This is a genomic window from Candidatus Regiella insecticola LSR1, from assembly GCF_000143625.1.
Lineage (GTDB): Bacteria > Pseudomonadota > Gammaproteobacteria > Enterobacterales > Enterobacteriaceae > Regiella > Regiella insecticola.
Genome location: NZ_GL379629.1, coordinates 1 through 1,997 on the forward strand (window position 1 = coordinate 1; position 1,997 = coordinate 1,997).

Genomic DNA, 1,997 nt, shown 5'->3' on the forward strand with positions numbered 1-1,997 from the left:
TTTTTATTAAAGAGTGACCGAGTTCCTTTTCAGCACCAGATGATATTTCGCTTCCGGCATTCGCTCTGCTCAGGCCATTCTTGCGGCGAGCGTTGCGGATCTAAAAAATCCGTTTTAATTCAATTTTTTAAAAAATCGGTTTAACGGGAACAAAACAATCTAGGCAATGCAGAGATAGCTGCATTGCGCTGTTAGTCATTTAAAATGGATCAAATAAAAAAATAGAAAATAACGCCATATCACAAAAAAAAGCATTTGATCCACAGTAATGGTAACAAAAAATCCTATGAGATGACCCTGCCATTACTCCTTGACTAAGTATATACAAGGTGATTAAATGGTATATATTTTATTAGTATATTGATTCAGGGGGATCTTTATCATGTCGAAAGAAGCTGTTTTCACAATGAAGCTAGAACCCGAGTTGCGTGCTGAGTTCATGGCTGAGGCCAACTCTGCACACCGGCCAGCATCGCAAGTGCTTCGTGAGCTGATGCGTGAGTTTGTCCAAAAACAACGTGAATCGCGAAAATATGACCAATTTTTACTTAGCAAAGTTGAAGCTGGTCGTATGTCGATGCGTTCCGATATTGGTCGGTCAAATGAAGAGGTTGAAGCTGAATTCTGCACACGGCGAACGAATGCCGTACAGTGTGAATCTCATCATTTGGACGCCAGAGGCACAGAGAGACCGTGCCGATATATGGGACTACATCTCGACTGATAACCCGCTAGCGGCAGCCAGGATGGATGAACTGTTCAGCTGCGCAGTCACCAAATTGGCCGCGCATCCGATGATAGGTCGACCAGGGAAGATACCGGGTACTCGCGAATTAATACCACATAAGAGCTATCGTCTGGTGTATGAAATTGCCAACGATACGCTATGGATATTGGCTTTGGTTCATACAGCTCGCCAGTGGCCGCTTTTGCGTAATAAATAAAACTGATCAAAAACAATTAAAGAAATGGCATCAGGACCTAACATAGCTGCCTCCGTGATGTGATATACATATAGTTATAAATTCCGGCAATTAAATTGGGGTTCCGCTCTGATTTCCTCCAAAAGTCTCACCTGTTAACTAAAAATAGTTAATTATCAATATATTATACATTTAAAATGGACTCGTTTTCTTTTTCGTCATTCAACGGGTCAACGTCTTCCAGAATACTTGTCCAGATTAATGTTTTGCTAAACGCCAGAGGGTATCAAATATTAAGATATTTGATACCCGTCAAAAGCAGCGCGAAAGAGGTATCATAAATCGATTTTAGGATATTATGATACCTGATGGTATCAAAAACGATAAGTGAGACTAAAAATGGCGCTACTGGGGTATGCACGGGTATCAACCAGCCATCAAAAACTGACGCATCAAATTATGGAACTGAAAAGTGCCGGTGTACGCGAGGATCGCATTTTTACAGATATGATGACGGGAGCAACGGATGAGCGAGAGGGGTTACAGCGCCTATTGGCCCGGGCAGAAAAAGATGACGTTATTATCTGTACAAAAATGGATCGCCTCGGGCGTAACACCGCCGACATGATCCATGTTGTTGACACCTGCTACAAAAAGGGGATTGCAATCCGCTTTCTGGAGAATGGCCTCAGTACAGAAGGTACTATGGGGAAAATGGTGATCCAGATCCTGGCCGCCGTGGCAGAAGCCGAGCGTGAACGTATTCTGGAACGGACTAATGGCGGCAGAATAGCGGCACTTGCAGCAGGCGTAAAATTCGGCAGGAAAATCCATCCACGGACACCGGCAGCTCTAACCCTGATTTTGCAGGGCGAAGCGGTGAACAGTGTGACAGATAAAACAGGGATCTCACGAGCAACCTACTTTCGATTGAAAAGAAAAATAAAAAACGATGCTAAGAATTAACCGCTTTCTCTTCACAATTCAATATGATATGTCGTGAAGGGGGGCTTTTGGAGGAAATGTGCGCGGAACCCGAGGAGTGATAATGATATTTTTCAAAATGATAGATAA

Annotated in this window: 3 protein-coding genes; all 3 read left to right on the plus strand. The window is 43.1% G+C overall.

Annotated elements, in window-relative coordinates; all coding sequences use genetic code 11:
* Positions 1-382: 382 nt before the first annotated feature.
* The 3 genes from REG_RS08365 to REG_RS08375 all read left to right on the plus strand — a co-directional run bounded on the left by REG_RS08365 (position 383) and on the right by REG_RS08375 (position 1,889).
* Complete coding sequence (locus tag REG_RS08365) at positions 383-724, plus strand: hypothetical protein (RefSeq protein ID WP_006705238.1); 342 nt, start codon at positions 383-385, stop codon at positions 722-724.
* A complete protein-coding gene (locus REG_RS08370) occupies positions 642-944 on the plus strand; it encodes a type II toxin-antitoxin system RelE/ParE family toxin (RefSeq protein ID WP_006705239.1) in 303 nt (100 codons plus the stop codon). Before REG_RS08365 ends, REG_RS08370 begins: the two co-directional genes overlap by 83 nt.
* 378 nt (positions 945-1,322) lie before the next feature.
* Positions 1,323-1,889 carry a recombinase family protein gene (locus tag REG_RS08375; RefSeq protein ID WP_039908201.1) on the plus strand — a complete coding sequence of 189 codons (567 nt, stop codon included), beginning with the start codon at positions 1,323-1,325 and terminating at the stop codon, positions 1,887-1,889.
* Positions 1,890-1,997 lie beyond the last annotated feature (108 nt).

What these genes read in the sequence shown, in the direction of transcription:
- REG_RS08375 (WP_039908201.1), top strand. Translation starts at nt 1,323, where the DNA reads ATGGCGCTACTGGGGTATGCACGGGTATCAACCAGCCATCAAAAACTG.
- REG_RS08365 (WP_006705238.1), top strand. Translation starts at nt 383, where the DNA reads ATGTCGAAAGAAGCTGTTTTCACAATGAAGCTAGAACCCGAGTTGCGT.
- REG_RS08370 (WP_006705239.1), top strand. Translation starts at nt 642, where the DNA reads ATGCCGTACAGTGTGAATCTCATCATTTGGACGCCAGAGGCACAGAGA.